The organism is Conexibacter sp. CPCC 206217 (assembly GCF_030646165.1).
GTDB lineage: Bacteria > Actinomycetota > Thermoleophilia > Solirubrobacterales > Solirubrobacteraceae > Conexibacter.
On the sequence record NZ_JAUTDO010000002.1, the window covers coordinates 741,448 to 761,543 of the forward strand.

At 72.9% G+C, this 20,096-nt stretch carries 17 protein-coding genes and 1 pseudogene; 7 read left to right on the forward strand and 11 right to left on the reverse strand.

Annotated elements, in window-relative coordinates; translation table 11 throughout:
- Nucleotide 1 precedes the first annotated feature (1 nt).
- Both Q7L65_RS08105 and Q7L65_RS08110 read left to right on the forward strand, forming a co-directional pair.
- On the forward strand, nucleotides 2–733 hold the full coding sequence (locus Q7L65_RS08105) for a tyrosine-protein phosphatase (protein ID WP_304720179.1): 732 nt from the start codon (nucleotides 2–4) through the stop codon (nucleotides 731–733).
- Between the two features lie 115 nt (nucleotides 734–848).
- The gene (locus Q7L65_RS08110) at nucleotides 849–2,483 is read left to right on the forward strand and encodes a hypothetical protein (protein WP_304720180.1); all 1,635 of its coding nucleotides are present in this window, start codon (nucleotides 849–851) and stop codon (nucleotides 2,481–2,483) included.
- A 92-nt stretch (nucleotides 2,484–2,575) separates the two neighbouring features.
- On the opposite strand, the gene Q7L65_RS08115 is transcribed toward Q7L65_RS08110, so the two are convergent.
- The 4 genes and pseudogenes from Q7L65_RS08115 to Q7L65_RS08130 form a co-directional block, all read right to left on the reverse strand.
- Complete coding sequence (locus Q7L65_RS08115) at nucleotides 2,576–3,382, reverse strand: family 1 encapsulin nanocompartment shell protein (protein ID WP_304720181.1); 807 nt, start codon at nucleotides 3,380–3,382, stop codon at nucleotides 2,576–2,578.
- 113 nt (nucleotides 3,383–3,495) lie between these two features.
- A pseudogene (locus Q7L65_RS08120) lies at nucleotides 3,496–3,795 on the reverse strand (hypothetical protein); the annotation flags it as partial.
- A 48-nt stretch (nucleotides 3,796–3,843) separates the two neighbouring features.
- Nucleotides 3,844–4,488, reverse strand: a complete 645-nt coding sequence (locus tag Q7L65_RS08125) for an NADPH-dependent F420 reductase (RefSeq protein WP_304720184.1) — start codon at nucleotides 4,486–4,488, stop codon at nucleotides 3,844–3,846.
- Nucleotides 4,489–4,509: 21 nt separating this feature from the next.
- Nucleotides 4,510–6,147: a Na+/H+ antiporter gene (locus Q7L65_RS08130; RefSeq protein ID WP_304720186.1), complete on the reverse strand. Its 1,638-nt coding sequence runs from the start codon at nucleotides 6,145–6,147 to the stop codon at nucleotides 4,510–4,512.
- 107 nt (nucleotides 6,148–6,254) lie between these two features.
- Here Q7L65_RS08130 and Q7L65_RS08135 point away from each other — a divergent pair, with 107 nt between their 5' ends.
- Complete coding sequence (locus Q7L65_RS08135; RefSeq protein ID WP_304720188.1) at nucleotides 6,255–6,986, forward strand: HAD family phosphatase; 732 nt, start codon at nucleotides 6,255–6,257, stop codon at nucleotides 6,984–6,986.
- Nucleotides 6,983–9,352 (forward strand): glycoside hydrolase family 65 protein, encoded by a 2,370-nt coding sequence (locus Q7L65_RS08140; RefSeq protein ID WP_304720190.1) that lies wholly within the window; start codon nucleotides 6,983–6,985, stop codon nucleotides 9,350–9,352. The genes Q7L65_RS08135 and Q7L65_RS08140 overlap by 4 nt, the downstream gene beginning before the upstream one ends.
- Nucleotides 9,353–9,354: 2 nt before the next feature.
- Here the strand turns inward: Q7L65_RS08140 and Q7L65_RS08145 are convergent, their stop codons facing one another.
- The 4 genes from Q7L65_RS08145 to Q7L65_RS08160 are packed head-to-tail and all read right to left on the reverse strand — an operon-like array spanning nucleotide 9,355 to nucleotide 13,945.
- Nucleotides 9,355–10,452: a PLP-dependent transferase gene (locus Q7L65_RS08145; protein WP_304720191.1), complete on the reverse strand. Its 1,098-nt coding sequence runs from the start codon at nucleotides 10,450–10,452 to the stop codon at nucleotides 9,355–9,357.
- Nucleotides 10,449–11,855 carry a cystathionine beta-synthase gene (locus tag Q7L65_RS08150; protein ID WP_304720193.1) on the reverse strand — a complete coding sequence of 469 codons (1,407 nt, stop codon included), beginning with the start codon at nucleotides 11,853–11,855 and terminating at the stop codon, nucleotides 10,449–10,451. Before Q7L65_RS08150 ends, Q7L65_RS08145 begins: the two co-directional genes overlap by 4 nt.
- A 57-nt stretch (nucleotides 11,856–11,912) precedes the next feature.
- Nucleotides 11,913–13,079 (reverse strand): pyridoxal phosphate-dependent aminotransferase, encoded by a 1,167-nt coding sequence (locus tag Q7L65_RS08155; protein ID WP_304720195.1) that lies wholly within the window; start codon nucleotides 13,077–13,079, stop codon nucleotides 11,913–11,915.
- An 11-nt stretch (nucleotides 13,080–13,090) separates the two neighbouring features.
- On the reverse strand, nucleotides 13,091–13,945 hold the full coding sequence (locus tag Q7L65_RS08160) for a helix-turn-helix transcriptional regulator (protein ID WP_304720197.1): 855 nt from the start codon (nucleotides 13,943–13,945) through the stop codon (nucleotides 13,091–13,093).
- 139 nt (nucleotides 13,946–14,084) lie between these two features.
- Between Q7L65_RS08160 and Q7L65_RS08165 the strand changes: the two genes are divergently transcribed.
- Nucleotides 14,085–15,002, forward strand: coding sequence for an SDR family NAD(P)-dependent oxidoreductase (locus tag Q7L65_RS08165; protein ID WP_304720199.1), 918 nt, complete (start codon nucleotides 14,085–14,087; stop codon nucleotides 15,000–15,002).
- Nucleotides 15,003–15,044: 42 nt separating this feature from the next.
- On the opposite strand, the gene Q7L65_RS08170 is transcribed toward Q7L65_RS08165, so the two are convergent.
- The 3 genes from Q7L65_RS08170 to Q7L65_RS08180 all read right to left on the reverse strand — a co-directional run bounded on the left by Q7L65_RS08170 (nucleotide 15,045) and on the right by Q7L65_RS08180 (nucleotide 18,313).
- Complete coding sequence (locus Q7L65_RS08170) at nucleotides 15,045–15,995, reverse strand: aldose 1-epimerase (protein WP_304720201.1); 951 nt, start codon at nucleotides 15,993–15,995, stop codon at nucleotides 15,045–15,047.
- 132 nt (nucleotides 15,996–16,127) lie between these two features.
- Nucleotides 16,128–17,162: a folate-binding protein YgfZ gene (locus Q7L65_RS08175; protein ID WP_304720202.1), complete on the reverse strand. Its 1,035-nt coding sequence runs from the start codon at nucleotides 17,160–17,162 to the stop codon at nucleotides 16,128–16,130.
- 140 nt (nucleotides 17,163–17,302) lie between these two features.
- Entirely contained in the window at nucleotides 17,303–18,313 is a 1,011-nt protein-coding gene (locus Q7L65_RS08180; RefSeq protein ID WP_304720204.1) for a phosphotransferase, read from the reverse strand.
- A 68-nt stretch (nucleotides 18,314–18,381) separates the two neighbouring features.
- Between Q7L65_RS08180 and Q7L65_RS08185 the strand changes: the two genes are divergently transcribed.
- Complete coding sequence (locus Q7L65_RS08185; RefSeq protein WP_304720205.1) at nucleotides 18,382–18,714, forward strand: translation initiation factor; 333 nt, start codon at nucleotides 18,382–18,384, stop codon at nucleotides 18,712–18,714.
- Between the two features lie 94 nt (nucleotides 18,715–18,808).
- The gene (locus tag Q7L65_RS08190; RefSeq protein WP_304720207.1) at nucleotides 18,809–20,089 is read left to right on the forward strand and encodes an ATP-binding protein; all 1,281 of its coding nucleotides are present in this window, start codon (nucleotides 18,809–18,811) and stop codon (nucleotides 20,087–20,089) included.
- Nucleotides 20,090–20,096 lie beyond the last annotated feature (7 nt).

Below are 20,096 nucleotides of genomic sequence, written 5' to 3' on the forward strand. Positions count from 1 at the left end.
CGTGCGCGTCGAACTGCACTTCCATCTGCTGCCCGGAGTCGACGACGGGCCGACCTCCGTGCAGGAGAGCATCGAGCTGGCGACGCTTGCGCTCGCTGACGGAACCGGCACCGTCGTCTGCACGCCGCATGTGCGTGACGTGGACGTGCTGAGCGTTCCGGCGCGCGTGGAGGAGCTGCGCGCACAGCTGCGCACAGCGGGCGTGCCGCTGCAGCTGGAGATCGGCGCGGAGGTCGCGCAGGACGACGTCGCGGGGATGAGCGACGCGGCGCTGGAGATCGCCGCCCACGGCCCGCCCGGCAGACGCTGGATATTGCTGGAGGCGCCGCTTTCGCTCGACCCGGCCGGCCTCTTCGACGCCGTCGCGGAGGTCCGCGCGCGCGGCTACGCCGTGCTGATCGGCCACCCCGAGCGCTGCCCCAGCCTGATGACCGGCCAGGGTGGGCGCGGCCTCGACGAGCTGGCCGCGGCCGGCGCGCCGCTGCTGCAGGTCAACGGCTCGTCGCTGACGGGCCGGCACGGCGAGCAGGCGCGCCGCTGGGCGCTGGAGCTGGCGCGCGCCGGCCGCGTCGCCGTGATCGCCTCCGACGCCCATCGGCCGAGCCGCGGCCCGGTGCTCAGCGCGGCGGTCGCCGCGCTGACCTCGGCCGGCTTTGCACCAGAAACAGTAGAACTGATGGTCGCCGAAACGCCATGTTCTCTGCTGCGCGAAGGAATACCGCTTTTCGCCTGAAAACCTCCTGGTCGACAACCGACCAGACGGTGGTGGAGTGATGCACAGGGAACACAGGCAAGCGACGCGATGGCCCGCGGGCGTTGCGGCGATGGTCGCGGCGACAGTTGCGGCGATGCTGGTGCTGGCAGGCGCCAGCCTCGCAGGCGCGGCGACCGCGCCGAGAAAGATCTACGCGTGCGTGACACAGGAGTTCAACACGCTCAACCTGTCGACCAAGGACGGCCGCTGCCCGGCGGGCCAGTTCAAGGTCTCCTGGAGCGTGGCCGGGGACGTCGGGCCGCGCGGGCCGAGAGGCGCGCCCGGACCGAGAGGCGCGAGAGGCGCGCCCGGCGCGAGAGGCACCACCGGACCGGCTGGCGCGCAGGGCCCCGCCGGCTCGCAGGGAGCGGTCGGCCCGACCGGCCCGACCGGCCCGGTCGGCCCCAACGGCTCCGCTGACACGCCGGCAGAGGTGCTGGCGAAGCTCCTCACGGTCGACGGCCCGGGCTCCGGCCTCGACGCCGAGTTCCTCGACGGCAACCCGTCGAGCTTCTACCAGCAGCGCGTCAGCGGCACCTGCCCGACCGGCAGCTACGTCCGCGAGGTCGCGGCCAACGGCACCGTCACGTGCGAGGTGTCGTCGGTCGCCGTGCCGCTCAACCTGGACCAGAGCGGGACGACGGACGGCGTGCTGAGAGCGACGGTGAGCAACCCCGCCAACTCCAACACCGCGGTCACGGTCAACCACCAGGGAACCGGCAACGGGATCGACGTCACGCTGCCGAACGTCTCCGGCGCGCGCGGCGTCAGCGTCCAGCACAACGGCGTCGGCCCGGGCATCTTCTCCAACACTGTCGGCGGCAACTCGATCTGGGGCGTCGTCGGCTCGATATCGAGCGCGGCCGTGATCGGCGACTCGTCGTCCGGCGAGGCCGTCGTCGCACGCCAGAACGGTGCGATCTGCGAGAGAAACATAGGGAGATGCAACGGCATAGGAGCGGTCGTCGGCCGTCATGACGGCACCGGCGGCTTCGGCGTGCGTGGCTTCGTGACCGACCCCAACGGCGCGATCGGCGTGATCGGGCAGGCCGGCATCAGCGGCGGTACCGGCGTCGGCGTGCGCGCGGAGAACGTCAACGCGGCCAACGACGGCAACGCCCTGGAGGCGGTCACCAACGGCAACGGCTCGGCGCTCTACGCGTCAGGCAGAACGACCGCCGCGACGTTCAGAGGCGCCGTCACGATCGACGGCGACCTGACCGTGACCGGCACCAAGAGCGGCTTCAAGATCGACGATCCGCGCGCGCCGAGCGAGCGGACGCTGACGCACACGCCGCTCGAGTCCGACTCGCTGAAGGTGACCTACAGCGGCAACATCACGACCGGCGACGACGGCCGCGCGACGGTCAAGCTGCCGAGCTACGCGATCGCGATCGCCGGCGACTGGAGCTACCAGCTGACGCCGATCGGCCGCTTCGGCCAGGCGATCGTCGAGACGGAGGTCACGGGCGGGGCGTTCACGATCCGTACCGAGCACCCGAACACGAAGGTCTCGTGGACGGTCACCGGCCGCCGCCACGATCCGCAGGCAAGACAGGACGCGATCGTCGCGGTGCAGTCGAAGAAGGGCCGCGACAAGGGCCGCTACCTCGACCCGTCGCTCTACGGCAAGCCGGCCTCGCGCGCGATCACCCCGGCGCTCAGACCGACGATGGGCGAAAAGGGCGCGCGCGCCGCGGGCGGCCAGCGGCTCGCGTCGGACCGCTAGCAGACAGCAGCGTGAAGCTGCTGTCGCTGAACGACGGCGACTTCACGCTCCTCGGCCGCCCGCCCCTGCGATGGGGGCGGGCGGCCGCTCGCTCAGTGCGTCAATGCGACCGCGGCTTCCGGGGTCGCGACGCGAAAGGAGAAGGACTCCTCGATGTAGAGGTGGACGTCGTCGGCGTCGTGGTGGTCGTAGCCGATCGAGAGGTCCTGGCCGGACTCGAACAGGAAGTCGCCGCCGCGCATGCTGACGACGGCGGCGCCGCTCAGACCGGGCGCCCACACGAGCGGGCCGCCGACGATCTTCTTGAGGTGGTCCAGCAGCGGGTAGCCGCCGCGCTCGGTCGTCTCGATCACGCCGGTGTAGCCCTCGGGGCTGAGCGCGAGGCCGTACGGCCCCTCGATCCCGACCGACAACAGCAGCTCGACCGCGCGCGCCACGTGCGTCGGATAGCGGTCGAACGCGTCGTCGCCGAGCGCGATCGTGGGATGCGTCGAGGCCTCCGCGATGCCCTCGATCCCGGCCGCCGCAAGGCCGTGGAAGACCGCCAGGTTCTCCGCCACCGCGATTCTCTGCGCGGCCGCGTCGAGCGCGTCGAGATCGATGTCGTCGGCGCCGCGGTCGAGGTCGCGCAGCTCCGCGCGCGAGATCGTGAACGGCGCGCGCAGCTCCACCAGCGGCAGCACGCGCCGCTGCACCGCCTCCACGCCCGCGACCGGCTCGCCGTCCAGCGGCGTGATCCGCCCGAGGTTCGTCGCCGAGCGCTCCCAGCCGAACGGACCGGCGAAGTCGACCAGCTTGCGGCCGGCCAGCGCCGGCGTCAGGCGCTCGCGCGCCTCGTCGTCGATCTCGCGCCAGCCGTCGGCGGTGATCGGTGCGTGCTCCCGCAGCAGATGGCTCACAGCGTCGCTCCCTTCAGGCTGCCGATCCCGAGCGAGCCGGAGCCGCTCGGCCCCGGGCGCAGCGACGGACCGCTCGACCCTCCGGAGCCCTCGTCCTCGTCACCGCTCGCAGCCTCCGCCGCCTCGCCGTGCTCGACGACGTCGCCCGGCTGGAACAGCACGCCCTGCGCGATCTCGCGCCAGCGCGGCGTGCGCCGCAGCAGATACTCGAGGTCCATCGCGAAGTGCTTGAACTCCTCGCCCTGCGCGTCGCGCATGATCGCGCGCGCCTCCGCGTCGGGCTCGACCGCGAGCCGCTGCTCGTACCAGCCGATCGCCTCGGCCTCCTCGGTCAGCGAGGCGCACATGCGCGCGAAGGTGCGCGTCGGCGCCGGCAGCTCGTCCGGCGGCTCGTGGTACTGGTCGAAGCCCATCGTCTGATCTCCTCTTCCGCTCTCTGACTCGTTCGATCGCTCGGCTGCTCAGCCGAGCATGCCCCGCAGCTCCTCGGCGCCCACTCTCGCCCCGTAGGGCGGGGTGTCGGGCTGGTGCTTGCGGCCGCCCTCCTCCAGCGTTCCCGCATCGACGGCGTCGAAGCCGATCTCGTCGATCAGCCGCGCAACGAGCTGCTTCGCGTCGGCGTCGTCGCCGGAGATCGGGATCGCGAGCCGCTCGGGGTCGCCGGCCGCACGACCGCGGTCGCGCAGGTTCTCCCAGTAGATCGCGTTGAACGCCTTCACCACGCGCGCGTCCGGGAGGTGGCGCTGCAGCAGCCCGGAGGAGGAGATCGCGTCGGCGTCCAGCTCGGCGATCTGCCCGTCGCGCTGGGGGTAGTAGTTGTTCGTGTCGATCACGATCGTGCCGCCGACGCCGTCGGCCGGCAGCTCGTCGATGCGCCCGAGCGGGATCGAGACGACCGCGACGCCGCCGAAGCGCAGCGCGTCGGCGACGGTCGCCGCCCGCGCCCGCGGACCCAGCCCGGCGATCGTCGCCTCGAGCGTCTCGGGTCCGCGCGAGTTGGCCAGCGCGATCTCGTGCCCGGCAGCCGAGAACAGCTGCGCGAGCGTGCCGCCGATGTGGCCGGCGCCGACGATGCCGATCCGTTGGGAAGAAGTGGAATCGCTCATCGGTCCGACGATAGTCCTCCGTCACGGCCGCTCGGCGGAATCGGCCCGCTCGACCGACGCCTCCGCGTCCGCCGTCCCCATGTACGGCGCCAGCCCCAGCTCCTCCAGGTCCAGTTCGCGTTCCAGCGTCCGCATCACCTCGTCGGAGATCGTGCCGTCGTTGCGCAGCCCGACGACGACCGCGCGCTGCGTGTCGATCAGCGCCTTCACCAGGCGCGTGCGCGCGTGGGTGTGATCGCCGAGGTCCTCGCCATCCTGCTCCAGCGCCCGCTCGCCCGCGACCTGCGCCAGCCGCCGCTGGCGCACGTCGAAGTTCTTCAGCAGGAAGCGCACGGTCGAGTCGCGCGTCCACTCCGCCTCGCGCAGCTCGTGCAGCCGCGCGATCGCGGCGTCGGTCGCGGCTCGGCGCGCGAGCAGCTCCTCGCGCTCGCTGACGCCGTCGTCCTCGATCCCGAGCTTGCGAATCAGCCACGGCAGCGTCAACCCCTGCGCCACCAGCGTCGCGAAGATCACGCACAGCGCGAGGAACAGCACGAGGTCGCGCTCCGGAAAGTCCAGCGGGAGCGCGAGCGCCGCCGCGAGCGAGACCGCGCCGCGCATGCCGCTCCAAGCGCCGACCATCCGCATCCGCCAGCCGATCCGCATCAGCCGCTGCTGCGGGCGCCGGTCGAGCGTGCGGATCACGTACGGGATCGTGTTGAGCCACACCATTCGCGTCAGGATCACGGTCGCACTGACGGCCGCGCCGAGCCCCAGCAGCGTCGGCAGCGAACGGTCCTGATGCTCGACGATCGAATGCAGCTGGAAGCCGACGAGCACGAACAGCAGCGCGTTGAGCAGGAACACCAGCACGTCCCAGAACGCGTAGCCGGTCATCCGCACGAGCGGGTCGGTGATCTGCGGCGCGTGCCAGCACAGCACGAGGCCGACCGTCACCGCGCCGAGCACGCCGGAGACGTCCAGCTGCTCCGCCGGGATGTAGGCGAGAAAGCCGGCGACGAGCGACATCGTCACGTGCAGCAGCGGGTCGGCGAGCGCACGGCGGAACAGCGGCAGCAGCGCGTACCCGACGGCGAGGCCGATCGCGATCCCGCCGACGACGTTGACGACGAACTCGCCGCCCGCGCTGAGCAGGTCGAAGCTGCCACCGACAGCAGCCGCGACCGCGACGCGGTAGATCACCAGCGCGCTGCCGTCGTTGACGAGGCTCTCGCCCTCGATCCCGCTGACGAGGCGTGCCGGCACGCCCAGTCTGCGCGCGATCGCGGTCGCGGCGAGCGGGTCGGTCGGGGCGCAGATCGCGCCGAGCGTGAACGCGACCGCCCACGACAGGTCCGGCACGAGCGCGTGCGCGATCACGGCGACGGTGCAGGCCGTCAGCACGACGAGGCCGATCGCGTTGAGCGTGATCGTGCGCGCCAGTCTGCGCAGCTCGCGCGGCGAGGAGAAGTACGCCGCGATGAACAGCAGCGGCGGCAGGAACACCAGCAGCACGAGGTCCGGATCCAGCTCGACGTCGGGCAGGCCCGGCACGAATCCGAGCAGGCTGCCGCCGATCACCAGCAGGATCGGATAGGGCACGTTCAGCACCCGCGCGAGCGCCGTGAGGGCCGTGACCGCGAGCAGCAGACTCAGCAGCGTGAGTTCGATGTGGTCCATCAGCGCAGCAAGAATGTCGTACCCGGCGTCGGACGCCAATGGACCGGCGGTCCAGCGTTGGCCGCTTGGCAACACGTCCGATCCCGCGCTCGCCTATCTTCCAGCGGATGCTCGGCCTCCCAGACGGTGTCACGGCCTGCCTCTTCGACCTCGACGGTGTGCTCACGCAGACCGCCAAGGTCCATGCGGCCGCGTGGAAGACGATGTTCGACGAGTTTCTGCGCGAGCGCTCCGAACGCGAGGGCGCGCCGTTCGTCCCGTTCGAGCAGGCGGACTACGACAGGTGGGTCGACGGCAAGCCGCGCGAGGCCGGCGTGCGCGACTTCCTCGCCTCACGCGAGATCGTCCTGCCCGAGGGCGAGCGCGACGACCCGCCGACGGCCGAGACCGTCAACGGCCTCGGCACGCGCAAGAACGCACTCGTGCTGAGACTGATCGCCGACGGCGGCGTCGAGGCCTACGAGGGCTCGATCAGATACCTGCACGCGGTCCGCGACGCCGGCATGAGAACCGCCGTCGTCTCCTCCTCCAACAACTGCCAGGCGGTGCTGCAGGCGGCCGGGATTGAGGACCTGCTGGAGGTCCGCGTCGACGGCCTGACCGCGCACGCGGCGGGACTGCACGGCAAGCCCGCGCCCGACACGTTCCTCGCAGGCGCCAGCCAGCTCGGCTTCGAGCCGTCGCAGGCGGTCGTGTTCGAGGACGCGCTCGCCGGGGTCGCCGCCGGGCACGCGGGCAGATTCGGATTCGTGGTCGGCGTCAACCGTGTCGGGCAGCGCGAGGCGCTGCTCGCAAACGGCGCTGACATCGTCGTCGACGACCTCTCGGAGCTGCTGTGAACATCGAACCGCACTTCACCGTCGAGCCGTGGCGCGTCAGCGAAGGTCACTTCCAGCCTGAGCTGCTGGCGCAGGCGGAGTCCGTCTTCGCGCTCTCCAACGGCCACATCGGCATGCGCGGCAACCTCGACGAGGGCGAGCCGTTCGGCCTGCCGGGCACCTATCTCGCGGGCTTCTACGAGACGCGCCCGCTGCCGTACGCCGAGGCCGGCTACGGCTACCCGGAGGACGGCCAGACGGTCGTCAACGTCACCAACGGCAAGATCATCCGCCTGCTCGTCGACGACGAGCCGTTCGACGTCCGCTATGGCACGCTCGTCAGCCACAGACGCGCGCTCGACCTCAGAGCGGGAACGCTGCAGCGAACCGTTCGCTGGCGCTCGCCGGCCGGGCGCGAGCTGGAGGTCAGATCGACGCGGCTCGTCTCGTTCGCGCAGCGCGGCGTCGCCGCGATCCGCTACGAGGTGCGCCCGCTCGACGGCGAGACGCGCATCGTCGTGCAGTCCGAGCTGGTCGCCAACGAGCCGGGCGCCGCGGTCTCCAAGGACCCGCGCGCGGCCGCCGCGCTGGCGCAGCCGCTCGTCGCCGAGATGCACGAGGACCATGAGTGCCGCGCGGTGCTCGTGCACCGCACGCGCGCCAGCGGCATCCGCATGGCCGCGGGCATGGACCACGTCGTCGACGGCCCCGACGGGACCGTGATCGAGGTCGAGAGCCACGAGGACCTCGCACGCCTCACGGTCGCGACCGAGATCGGCCGCGGCGAGAGCCTCGTGCTGACGAAGTTCATCGGCTACGGCTGGTCCAGCCGTCGTTCGCTGCCGGCCGTGCGCGACCAGGTCGACGCCGCGCTCTCGTCCGCTCGCCGCAGCGGCTGGGACGGGCTCGTGGAGGAGCAGCGCGAGTACCTCGACGAGTTCTGGGACAGCGCCGACGTCGAGATCGACGGCGACGCGGAGCTGCAGCAGGCGATCCGCTTCGCGCTCTTCCACACGCTGCAGTGCGGCGCGCGGACCGAGCGGCGCGCGATCGCGGCGAAGGGCCTGACCGGCTCCGGCTACGACGGCCATTCCTTCTGGGACAGCGAGACGTTCGTGCTGCCGGTGCTCAGCTACGTCGCGCCGACCGCCGCCGCCGACGCGCTGCGCTGGCGCCAGTCGACGCTGCCGCTCGCGCACGAGCGGGCGTTCCAGCTCGGGCTCGAGGGCGCTGCGTTCCCGTGGCGCACGATCCGCGGCCACGAGTGCTCCGCCTACTGGCCGGCCGGCACGGCCGCGTTCCACGTCGCCGCCGACATCGCCGACGCGGTCATCCGCCACGTCGACGTCACCGGCGATCTCACGTTCGAGCGCGAGACCGGGCTGCAGCTGCTGGTCGAGACCGCGCGGCTGTGGCGCTCGCTCGGCCACCACGACGTCGAAGGCGCCTTCCACATCGACGGCGTCACCGGACCCGACGAGTACACCGCGATCGTCGACGACAACGTCTACACGAACCTGATGGCGCAGCGCAATCTGCAGGGCGCCGTCGAGGCCGCCGCGCGCCATCCGCGCACGGCGGCGAGACTCGGCGTCGACGACGAGGAGATCGCCGCCTGGCGCGACGCGGCGGCCGCGATGTACGTGCCGTTCTCCGAGCGGCTCGGCGTCCACGAGCAGTCGGCGGGCTTCACCGGGCACGCCGAGTGGGACTTCGAGAACACCGCGCCGGAGCAGTACCCGCTGCTGCTCAACTTCCCCTACTTCGACCTCTACCGCAAGCAGGTCGTCAAGCAGCCGGACCTCGTGCTCGCGCTCTACAAGCGCGGCGACGCGTTCACCGACGAGCAGAAGGCGCGCAACTTCTCCTACTACGAGCGGCTGACCGTGCGCGACTCGTCGCTGTCGGCATGCGTGCAGGCGATCGTCGCGGCCGAGGTCGGCCACCTCGACCTCGCCTACGACTACTTCGGCGAGGCGGCGCTGGTCGACATCGACGACCTCGCGCACAACACGCGCGACGGGCTGCACATCGCGTCGCTGGCGGGCTCATGGTTGGCGGCCGTCGCCGGCTTCGGCGGGCTGCGCGACCACGACGGCGAGCTGACCTTCGCGCCGCGGATCCCGCACTCGCTGCAGAGGCTCGCGTTCCGCCTGATGTTCCGCGGGCGCAGGCTCCGCGTCGAGATCGTCCACGGCGAGGCGACCTACGAGCTGCGCGACGGCGAGCCGCTGACGATCGCCCACAACGGTGAGGAGCTGACGCTGGAGGTCGGCAGACCGCAGACGCGCAGCTGGTCGCCGCCGCAGGCGGGCCCGGTGCCGGTGCAGCCGCCCGGCCGCGGACCGAGCCGGCGGCGCCCGGGACGGTCGGTCGCGCCGGTCTGAGGTCAGGCCGCCAACGCGGCGCGCAGGTCCCCGACGAGGTCGGCCGGCTCCTCGATCCCGCACGAGAGGCGGATCAGGTCGGCCGGCACGGCCGCGTCGGATCCCTCGACCGACTGATGCGTCATCGCCTGCGGGACCTCGATCAGCGACTCGACGCCGCCGAGCGACTCCGCCAGCGTGAACAGCGTCGTGCGCTGCGCGATCCCGATCGCGTCGGGGTGGCGGAACGAGACCATCCCGCTGAAGCCGGGCCAGCGCACGTCGCTGACGCCGGGCGCGGTCCTCAGGAACGCCGACACCGCCGCGGCGCTCTCGGCGTGCGCCGCCATCCGCAGCGGCAGCGTGCGCAGGCCGCGGTGGACGAGGAAGCAGTCGAACGGACCGGGCACGGAGCCGACCGCGTTCTGCACGAAGCGCATGCCCTCGTAGAGCGCCTCGTCGCTCGCGATCACGGCGCCGCCGACGACGTCGGAGTGGCCGCCGAGGTACTTCGTCGTCGAGTGCACGACGGCGTCGGCGCCCAGCTCCAGCGGCCGCTGGTTGACCGGCGTCGCGAACGTGTTGTCGACGACGACGAGCGGGCGGGCACCCGCCCCCGAGCCCGCGCTCGCCGCGACCCGCTCGACCGCGCCGCGCACATCCACCACGTTCAGCAGCGGGTTCGTCGGCGTCTCGACCCAGACGATCCGCGTGCGCGGCGTGATCGCGGCGGCGAGCGCGTCGAGGTCGGTCTGGTCGACGAGCGTGTAGTCGAGCCCCCACTGCACGAGCACCTTGTCGATCAGCCGGAAGGTGCCGCCGTAGAGGTCGGACGGCAGCACGACGTGGTCGCCCGTTCTGGCGACGTGCACGAGCAGCGCGTGCGCGGCGGCGAGGCCGGAGGAGAACGCGACCGCGCGGCCGGACTCCAGCTCTCCGAGCGCCTCCTCCAGCGCGAAGCGGGTCGGGTTGGCGGAGCGCGCGTAGTCGTAGTCGCCGACGAACTCGCCGACGGCCGACTGGCGGTACGTCGAGGTCTGGTGGATCGCCGGGATCACCGAACCGTAGGTCGGATCCGGTCTGAGGCCGGCGTGAACCGCGCGCGTGCGGAACGAGGTCATCTGGCGAGCGCTTCGAGCAGATCGGTGCGGGTGAGGATCCCGGCGGGCGCGCCGTCGCGCGTGACCAGCAGCGCCTGGCGCTCGCCGGTCAGCAGCGCGACCGCGTCGCGGACCGGATCGCTCGCCGCGACGGCCGGCAGCGGCGGCTCCATCACGTCGACGATCTGCGCCGTCAGCAGCGACGGGTCGCCGACGGCGTGGGCGAGCAGGCCGCGCTCGCCGACGGATCCGACGATCGCGCTCGGGTCGGTCGCCGAGACGACCGGCAGCTGCGAGACGCCGTGCTCGTGCAGCAGCGAGACGGCGTCCTTGACCTGCTGGTGCGTGTGGACGGTCACGAGCGCGGGCGGCGCGCTCGCGCCGGCGGCCTTCGCCCGCAGCACGTCGTCGACGCGCTGCGCGGTGCCGCGGTCGAGGAAGCCGTGCTCGGTCATCCAGGTGTCGTTGAAGACCTTGCTGAGGTAGCTGCGCCCACCGTCGGGCAGGACCACCAGCACGAGCGCCTGCGGGTCGGTCAGCTCCTGCGCGACCTGGAAGGCGGCGTGCAGCGCGGTGCCCGACGAGCCGCCGGCGAGGATCCCCTCCGTCTGCGCGAGCCGGCGCGCGGCGAGGAACGAGTCTCTGTCGCTGACGGTCACGTAGCGGTCGACGACGGAGCGGTCGAAGGTCGCGGGCCAGAAGTCCTCGCCGACGCCCTCGACGAGGTACGGCCGCACCTGGTCGTCGGCGCCAGCCGAGTAGATCGAGCCTTCGGGATCGGCGCCGATCACTCTGATCTCCGGGTTGCGCGTGCGCAGGAAGCGCGCGACGCCGCTGATCGTCCCGCCCGTGCCGACGCCCGCGACGAGGTGCGTGATGCGCCCGCCGGTCTGCTCCCAGATCTCGGGGCCGGTCGACGCCTCGTGCGCGGCCGGGTTGGCGGGGTTGAAGTACTGGTTGGGCTGGAAGGCGCCGGGGATCTCCTCGGTGAGGCGATCGGCGACGCGGTAGTAGGAGCGCGGCGAGTCGGGCGGGACGTCGGTCGGCGCGATCACGACCTCGGCGCCGTACGCGCGCAGCAGGTCGATCTTCTCGCGCGACATCTTGTCCGGCATCACGGCGATCACGCGATAGCCCTTGATGCGCGCGGCGATCGCGAGTCCGGTGCCGGTGTTGCCGGAGGTCGGCTCGACGATCGTGCCGCCGGGCTGCAGGCTGCCGTCGCGCTCGGCCGCCTCGATCAGCCTGATCGCGACGCGGTCCTTGATCGACCCGCCGGGGTTGGCCGACTCGACCTTCGCGACCAGCTGCGGTGTCAGCCCCGCCCCGTAGCGCGACAGCCGCACGAGCGGCGTGCCCCCGATCGTGTCGAGGATCGAGTCGGCGATGACTGGCTGCGCGGCGGTGGCGCGGTCGGCGCTCATGGTGAGTCGACTGTAGCGGGGGCCGCGCTTCGTTTCAGGACCTTCGGCGGTCGCTCCTCATCCGGCCAGCCGCGTGAGCCGGCCCACCGCCTCCTCGATCACCTCCGGCCGCTTGCAGAAGGCGAAGCGAACGAGCGTGCGGCCGTCGGCGGGGTCGGCGTAGAAGGCGCTCGTCGGGATCGCGACGAGACCGATGCGCTGCGGCAGCTCCCGGCACCAGCTCGCCGCGTCGGTGACGCCGAGCGGGGCGGCGTCGGCGTTGACGAAGTAGGTGCCCTGCGTCGGCGAGACGGCGAAGCCGACGGCTTCGAGGCCGCTCGCGAGCCGGTCGCGGTTGGCCTGCAACTGGGCGGTGAGCGGCGCGGTGTGGCGCTCGGCCTCGGCGAGCCCGTGCGCGACGGCGTGCTGCAGCGGCGTGCCGCCGGCAAAGGTGAGGAACTGCTTCGCGGCGCGCGCAGCGGCGACCAGCTCGGGCGGCCCGCTGCACCAGCCGATCTTCCAGCCAGTCAGCGAGAACGACTTGCCGGCGCTGGAGATCGTCAGCGTCCGCTGCGCCATCCCGGGCAGCGTCGCGAGCGGGATGTGTTTCGCGCCCTCGAAGACGAGGTGCTCGTAGACCTCGTCGGTGACGGCGACCAGGTCATGCTCGACGCAGACCGCCGCGATCCCCTCCAGCTCCGCGCGCGTGAGCACGCGTCCGGTCGGGTTGTGCGGCGAGTTGAGCAGCAGCACGCGGGCTCGTCTCGCGCTTGCCGCCACCCGTCTCAGCTCGTCGAGGTCGAGCGCGAAGTCCGGTGCCCGCAGCGTCACCGGCCGCAGCACCCCGCCGGCCATCGCGACCGCCGCGCCATAGGAGTCGTACGTCGGCTCCAGCGCGATCGCCTCGTCGCCCGGTTCCAGCAGTCCCAGCATCGCCGAAGCGATCGCCTCGGTCGCCCCGAACGTGACCTGCACGCCGTCGTCAGGATCGATCTCCAGCCCGTAGCACCGTCGCTGATGCGCGACGATCGCCGCCCGCAGCGGCGGCACCCCGGCAAGCGGCGCGTACTGATTGCGCCCCTCGCGCAACGCCGCCGCGGCCGCCTCCGTCAGCTCCGCAGGCCCGTCCGTGTCCGGAAACCCCTGCCCCAGATTGATCGCCCCCGTCCGCAGCGCGAGCGCCGACATCTCGGTGAAGATCGTCGTGCCGAACGGCCGCAGCCGCCGCGCGATGGGAACGCTCATGGCGCGGGACGCTAGCGCGGCGCGGACGAGATCGATACGCCGCGCTCCTCCGCCGCGATCGTCACCAGCAGCGCGAGCGACTGCTCGGCGGCGGAGTCGGGTGGGGCGGTGTAGATCAGGAGCAGCTGGCCGGCGGTGCCGGGGACGTTGAAGGACTGGTAGGCGAGCGTCAGCTCGCCGAGCTGGGGGTGGTCGTAGGACTTGCTTCCGCCGCTCTTCTCATGCACGTCGTGCCGGGCCCAGAGGCGGCGGAACTCGTCGGACTTGAGCGACAGCTCGCCGACCAGCTCGGTGAGGCGGGGGTCGTCGAGGTCGGCGCCGACGGCGGCGCGCAGGGAGGCGACGGAGCTGGCGCAGCGTCTGGGCACGTCGACGTACTGCGCGCGGGCGCCCGCGTCGAGGAAGACGTCGCGCACGATGTTGCGGCCCGCACGGTAGCTCGGGTGCAGGGCGCTGGCGAGCGCGTTGGCGGCGAGCACGTCCATGTGACGGCTGAGGACGGTCGCGGGGGTCGGTTGGGCCGCGACCAGCCGCGCCAGCTCCGGACGCACGCGCTCGGGACGCGCGGATGCGGAACGGCGGCGGCGCGTGGTCGGCGCGGCGAGTGCGCGCAGGTGCTCGAGCGCGTCGTCGTCGAGCTGCAGCACGCGCGCGAGCGCGTCGATCACCTGCTCCGACGGATGCCTGTCGCGGCCCTGCTCCAGCCGCACGTAGTAGGCGGCACTGACGCCGGCCAGCATCGCCAGCTCCTCGCGCCGCAGACCCGGCACGCGACGGCGCCCGTACGCCGTCACCCCCGCCTGCTCCGGGGTGACCAGCTCGCGGCGTGCACGCAGGAACGCTCCGAGGCGATTGTCGTCGGGCATGCGCTCAACGATAGGCGCGGTCGCGAACGCGGTGGTGACCGTGCGACTACCACCCTTCGCAGGGACCTGGCTGGACCCGCGGATCGCGGCTTGACTGCATCGAGCTGCTTCCGGCTCCCCGACGAGAAGGACTCGCCCGATGACTCAGCAATCCCAGCAGGTGTGGTTCGTGACCGGCGTCTCGCGCGGGCTCGGCGAGGCGCTCGCACGCGAACTGCTGCGGCGCGGACACCACGTCGTCGGCACGACGCGCGACGGGTCGGCGCCGGCGTCGCTCGCCGAGAATCCGCGGACGCTTGCGGGCGGCGCACCCGGCGCCATCGCATCCGCCGACGCCGCGCCCGCCCGCTTCGACGCCGTCGCGCTCGACGTCACCGACCCCGCCCAGGCCGCGGTCGCCGTGCAGCGGGCGCACGCCGTCCACGGCCGCCTCGACGTCGTCGTCAACAACGCCGGCTACGGCCTGCTCGGCACGGTCGAGGGCGCCTCGGCCGACGAGGTCGCGCACCTGTTCGAGGTCAACTTCTTCGGCCCGCTGCGCGTGATGCAGGCGGCGCTGCCGCTGCTGCGCGAGCAGCGCGGCGGCGGTCACGTCGTCAACGTGATCTCGATCGCGGCGCTCGCGCCGGGCGCCGGCTCCGGCCTCTACGCCGCCGCGAAGGCCGCGCTGCGCGGCGTCTCGCAGGCGCTCGCGCAGGAGGCGGGACCGCTCGGGATCGGTGTCACGATCGTCGCGCCCGGCCAGTTCCGGACCGACTTCCTGTCCGACCACTCGATCCGCTCCACCGCCCGCACGCTCGACGCCTACGCGCCGACCGCCGGCGCGGTGCTCGGCAGGTTCGCGGGGATCGCGGGGACGCAGACCGGCGACCCGGCGAAGGCCGCCGTGGCGATGATCGACGCTGTGCAGTCGTCGAATCCGCCCGTCGACCTCGTGCTCGGCGCCGACGCGCTCGACCGCGCCCGCGCCGACGCCGAACGGCTGCGGCAGGACATGCGCGACTGGGAGCAGGTCTCGCGCGCGACGGCGTTCGGCGACGAAGCGGCCGCAGCCTGACGCGAACGGCGCGCGCACGCGCGGCGCCGCCGTCGCGGCGATTCAGGCGACCGTGAGCGAGAAGGCGCTGACGTCGCGCTCGCCCGGCTCGACGAGGCGCAGGCCGTTGCCCGAGACGAGTGCATCGGTCGGCGCCGTCATCGGCTCGAAGCAGACGACCGGCTCGCTCAGCGGGGCGAACACCTGCGCGGCGGCGAAGCCCTGCTCGAAGCGGAGCTCGATCCGGCGTGTGCCGTCGCCGACCGCGAAGCGCGTGCCGGGCTCGACGCCGTCGTAGGCGTCGTCGAACGCGCGGTCGCCCAGCAGGTGGACGCTCGCCGGCTCCTGCTCGGCCGCGCCGGTCGGAATCGAGCGCGCGTCGAGCTGCAGGTGACGCAACGCGGGCAGCTCGACCTGCCATCGCTCGCGTGGCGTGTCGGGCAGTCTCAGGTACGGGTGGAAGCCATACGCGACGGGGACCGGCACGTCGCCGGTCGCGGTCAGCGTCGTCGTCAGGCGCAGCGTGCGAGCGTGCAGGGCGACCTCGATCCGCAGCATGTGCGGGAACGGGAACGAGGCGAGCAGCTCGGGGTGGGCGCCGTAGTCGAACGTCGCCCCGAAGGCGGCGCCGCCGGCGTCCGCCGCTTCGCCGCCGGCCGTGCCGTCGCGTTCCACGATCCACTCCGGGCGACCGGCGAGCAACCCGTGCATCGGCAGTCCGTTCCCGTCGCGATGCAGGCCCGCCGCGCCGTCGGCGATCCGCACCTGCTGGCCGGCGACCTCGAACGCGTCGCGAGAGAGGCGATTGGCCCACGGGTGCAGCAGCGGCAGCGCCATCGTTCTCGCGTCGCGCAGGTACGTCGCGAGCCCGTGCCGCTGCCCGAGCAGCTCCTGCTCGCCGTCACGCAGCGAGACGCCGAGCATCCCGGCGCCTGGCAGGAACGTCGCCGTCAGCCCTTCCTCGGAACTCAACCGCAGCGCCTCGAACCCCTCGACCTGCGTCGTCTCGATCACGCCGCACATGCTCGCAAGCGGGCCGGCGCCACGCCAGGGGCGTTCACATCGACAGCCCGAGCGCCACCGGAGCAGCGCACGTTTGCTGCTGCTCTACCGCAGTGATCCTTCGGTCCTCGGTCGAAACCGCGTCTAGAGCGACGACGCCGCGTCCGCGAGCGGCTCGATGCGCACGCGCGTCCCGGTCGGCGCATGCAGGAACGGCTCCTCGGCCCCGCTGCGCACGAGCGCGAGCCCGTCGAACGCGAGCGCGCTCGTGACCTCGCCCGCCGGGCGACCGCCGTCGCCGCCGGCGACGAGCAGCCGATCCCCGCTCGCCAGCAGCGCGTGGTCGGAGTGGACACGGCAGAGGCGACGGTGGACCGTGCCCGAGCGCTGCTGCCGCAGCACCGTCTGCAGGCCCGGATAGAGCCCCTTCTCGGTCGCGACCGTCGTCGCGTCGAGCCCCAGTTCGGCCGGCAGCAGCGTCTCGCGCGCGTCCGCGCCGTAGGCGATCCGCCCGCGCTCGATCCGCAGCGCGTCCCAGCCGGCGTGGTCGAGCGGCGCCGCGCCGGCGCGTGCGAGCGCCGCTTCCAGCGCGGGCAGTCGATCGGCGCGCGCGACGAGATCGATGCCCGCCCAGGTGCGCACCGCGCGAACGGGGATGCCGGCGCAGCGGGTCGGGAGGTGCGTCAGGTCGGGAGCCGCGACCAGCGCGGCCAGCGCGGGCGTCGGATCCTCGGTGCCTGTGATCGACGCAGCGCCCAGCGCGCCCAGCGCGACCGCCGGGGCCTCGGCGCCCACGATCGGCGCAGCGGCATCGGTGCGCGGGTCGCGAACGGCGAACCGCGCCAGCTCCTCTTCGTCCCCCACCACGCTTACGAGGCATTGCGCCAGCGTCAGCTTGTGCAGCTCGACCCGCCACCCGATCCGGCCGCTCCACAGCCCGCGGAAGAGCCCTTCGAGCGCGGGGCGCTCGCAGTGCAGCAGCCAGCCGCGCTCGGTCCGCAGCGCCCGCGCGAGCGCGCGCTGCTGGCCCTTCGGCGTCAGCAGCGCCGTCGGCACGCCGTCGCCGATCGCCACCCGCGCGACGTCGGCCGACAGCAGCGCCTGCAGGAAGGCGAGCGCGTCGGGGCCGCCGACGCCGAGCTTGCCGGCCTCGGAGCGATCGATCCACGCAAGCGTCATGTCGACACTGTCGCGCTTCAAGGCGGCTTGAAGTCAAGCGCGGTCGCGCACGCTTCCAGCGGCGCGCCGACGCCTGACACCCGCCGCCCGTACGCCGCGCCGATGACCCCCTTCCCCGCAACGCTGACGACCGAGCTCTGTCAGGCGCCCGTGTCGCCAGCGCGGCCGTGCTCCCGCTCCCGCAGCCATGCGATCCGCTCGTCGAACCAGCCGCGTCGCTGCGGCCAGCCGCGCGCGAGCGCCGCACCCCAGACGAGCAGCTGCCAGCGCCGCGCGGCGACGAGCGCCCGCAGCACGTCCGCGTGCACCGGCGCGCCGTAGCCGCGGTAGGCCTGCCCGGCGGCGGCCGGATCGTGTGTGCCGAACGGCGGCAGCGCCGCATACAGGCACGCCAGATCCCACGCGCGCGGCCCGAGGAACGCGTCCTCCCAGTCGTTCCAGAGCGGTCCGCGCGCGGCGTCGTCGAGCACGTTGCGCAGGTGCGCGTCGCCGTGGATCGGCTGCAACGGCAGTCCGAGCAGCTCCACCCGTTCCCGCACACGCCTGCCGACGGCGCGCAGCAGCGCAGCTTCGTCGGCGTCGAGCGAGCCGGCATCCGCGAGCCGCTCGACGATCGCTGCAGCCTCCGTGAGCGCGCCCATGCGCGGTAGGGCGAGAGCGCGGGCCGCAGGCGCCGCCGGATCCGCCCCAGCCGCCTCAGCCGCCCCCGCCGCCTCAGCCGCCCCAGCCGCATCGACCGCCCCAGTGTCGCGCGCCGTGTCGCCGAGCACCTCATGGCACTCCCGCAACCGCCGCCCGGCCGCGTACGCGTCGAGCGGACGATCGGCCGGCGCGACGTACTCCCAGAAGCTGAGCGTGAAGCCGTCGCGGCGATGCGGGCCCGGCGGCAGCTCGGCGCTCGGGCCGACGACCGGGGCACCCGCCCGCGCGAGCGCTCCCGCGATCGCAACCTCGCGCGCCAGCGCGACGCCGTCCGGCCGCATCTCGGCCGTCCCGGTCGCCACCCGGGCGACGACCGCCGCCGGCGCCAACCGCAGCAGCAGGTTGCTGCCGTCCTTCAACACGACCGGCTCCTGTACCCGCAACCCCAGCGCGCGCGCCGTTGCGACGGCGGCGCGCGACCCGCGATCGATCGGCGTGAGGGACGTCATCGGAGTCATCCTCCCCGCTCGCCGCGCCGGCGGCTCGACACGCGAGCTCACCCGCTAGCGTTTCGCGAATGGCGAAGCGCGACTCGAACCTCGTCTGGTCCAGCAGCGACGGCGATCTGCGCAAGGCGCGCGACAGCCGATCCGCGTCGGCGCCCCAGGGCGGCGGCCGCGTGAAGGTGCGCCGCGAGACCTCCGGCCGCCGCGGCAAGACGGTCACGACGATCACCAACGTCCCCCTCAACGACGAGGGCCTGCGCGAGCTGGCCGGCCGCCTGAAGAAGCGCTGCGGCGTCGGCGGCTCCGCCAAGGACGGCGTGATCGAGCTGCAGGGCGACCACCGCGACGCCGTCATGGACGTGCTGCGCGCCGACGGCTACGACGCCGTCCTCGCCGGCGGCTGAACGTGCACATCGGTAGCGTCCGATGCTGCATAACGGTAGTGTATAGCGCTGCACAGCGGTAGCGCAGCCGCCTGCGAAGCGGTAGTCTGGAGCGATGCCCACGGACGTCTACGCCGCACGCGTCGTCGATGCTGAGCTCGACGAGCTGATGCCGGAGATCGCCGCGCTGGCGATCGAGGGCGCCAAGGGCGTCGGCAAGACGGCGACCGCTGCTCAGCGCGCGCGGACGCTGCGCGAGCTGGACGATCCAGCCCAGCGCAACCTCGCGCTCGCCGACCCGGCGCGGCTGCTTGAAGGCCCCACACCGATCCTGATCGACGAATGGCAGTACGTCCCTGAGACGTGGGACCTCGTACGCCGCGCGGTCGATCGCGGCGCGGTGCCCGGCAGCTTCCTGCTGACCGGTTCCTCGCAGCCCGACGAGCGCGGCCTGCACTCCGGTGCCGCGCGCATCGTCAGCGTGCGGATGCGACCGCTCGCCCTCGCCGAGCGCGGGCTGACGCCCAGCTCCGTCAGCTGCGCAGCGCTGCTGTCCGGTGACAGACCCGCAATCGACGGTTCCAGCCCGCTGCGCCTCGACGACTACGTGCACGAGATCGTAGCCTCTGGTTTCCCGGGCCTGCGGTCGCGCTCCAGCCGGGCGCTGCGTGCCCAACTCGACAGCTACCTGCTGCGGATCGTCGACCGCGACTTCCCGGAGCTGGGTCACAACGTGCGCGACCCGGCGGCGCTGCGCCGATGGATGACGGCGTACGCAGCCGCCTCGTCGACGACGGCGACGTTCGAGACGATCCGCGACGCTGCCACGAGCGGCCACGGCGACAAGCCGGCGAAGACGACGACGATCCCGTACCGCGACGTGCTCGAACGGCTGTGGATCGTCGACTCGGTGCAGGCGTGGCTGCCGACGCGCAACCGCATATCGCGCCTCGCGTCGCCGCCGAAGCACCAGCTCGCCGACCCCGCGCTGGCCGCACGGCTGCTCGGCGTCGATGCCGACACGCTGCTCGACGGCCGCGCCGCCGGCCCGCCGATCCCGCGCGACGACACGCTCGCCGGGACGCTGTTCGAGTCGCTCGTCACGCTCTCCCTGCGCACCTACGCCCAGGCCGCCGAAGCGTCGGTCAAGCACCTTCGCACCGCCGGCGGCGCGCGCGAGGTCGACGTGATCCTCGAGCGCGCCGACGGTCGTGTCGTCGCGTTCGAGGTGAAGCTCGCGCGCGACGCGCGCGACCACGACACGACGCACCTGAGATGGCTCGCGCGCGAGCTCGGCGACGACCTGCTCGACGCCGTCGTCGTCACGACCGGGACCGACGCGTACCGACGCAGAGACGGGATCGCCGTCGTCCCCGCGGCGCTGCTCGGGCCCTGACGTGGCA